This is a genomic window from Allobosea sp. P1_B10, from assembly GCF_056406735.1.
In genome coordinates this window covers 1-1,192 of the sequence record NZ_JBFTZP010000038.1, presented here as the reverse complement: position 1 = coordinate 1,192, position 1,192 = coordinate 1, and the positions used below count along the sequence as shown (strand labels likewise).

Genomic DNA, 1,192 nt, shown 5'->3' with positions numbered 1-1,192 from the left:
GGCACCGACGGTGCGGCCGCCTTCACGGATGGCGAAGCGCAGCTTCTCTTCCATCGCGATCGGCACGATCAGGTGCACTTCCATGGCGATGTTGTCGCCAGGCATGACCATCTCGGTACCCTCGGGCAGGTGCACCACGCCGGTCACGTCCGTCGTGCGGAAGTAGAACTGCGGGCGGTAGTTGGTGAAGAACGGGGTGTGGCGACCGCCCTCCTCCTTGGTCAGGATGTAGGCCTCGGCCTTGAACTTGGTGTGCGGCTTCACGGAACCCGGCTTGCACAGGATCTGCCCGCGCTCGACGTCTTCACGCTTGGTGCCGCGCAGCAGCGCGCCGATGTTGTCGCCAGCCTGGCCCTGGTCGAGCAGCTTGCGGAACATCTCGACGCCGGTGACCGTCGTCTTGACCGTGTCCTTCAGGCCGACGATCTCGATTTCCTCGCCGACCTTGACGATGCCGCGCTCGACGCGACCGGTCACGACCGTGCCACGACCCGAGATCGAGAACACGTCCTCGACCGGCATCAGGAACGGCAGGTCCAGCGGACGGGCCGGCTGCGGGATGTAGTCGTCGACCGTCTTCATCAGCGCGATCACCGCGTCATGGCCGATGGCCTTGTCGCCGTTGTCGAGCGCGACCTTCGCCGAGCCCTTGGTGATCGGGATGTCGTCGCCGGGGAAATCGTACTTCGACAGAAGCTCGCGGATTTCCATCTCGACGAGCTCGAGCAGCTCGGCGTCGTCGACCAGGTCGACCTTGTTCATGAACACCACCAGCGCGGGAACGCCGACCTGGCGTGCCAGCAGGATGTGCTCGCGGGTCTGCGGCATCGGGCCGTCGGCAGCCGACACAACCAGGATCGCGCCGTCCATCTGCGCCGCACCCGTGATCATGTTCTTCACATAGTCGGCGTGGCCGGGGCAGTCGACATGCGCATAGTGGCGCGCTGCCGTCTCGTACTCGACGTGCGCCGTCGAGATCGTGATGCCGCGGGCCTTCTCCTCAGGCGCCTTGTCGATCTGGTCGTACGCCGTATACGACGCGCCGCCAGACTCAGCCAAAACCTTCGTGATCGCAGCCGTCAAAGACGTCTTGCCATGGTCGACGTGACCAATCGTACCAATGTTGCAATGCGGCTTCGTGCGCGCGAATTTCTCTTTGGCCATTCGTGCGCGCGAATTTCTCTTTGGCCAT

At 64.0% G+C, this 1,192-nt stretch carries 1 protein-coding gene; it reads right to left on the bottom strand.

Going from position 1 to position 1,192, the window contains the following annotated elements; all coding sequences use genetic code 11:
* Positions 1 to 1,164, bottom strand: a 1,164-nt coding sequence (gene tuf, locus AC1D2L_RS25770) for an elongation factor Tu (RefSeq protein WP_476848742.1), incomplete at its 3' end; no start/stop codon positions are given.
* Between the last annotated feature and the right edge of the window lie 28 nt (positions 1,165 to 1,192).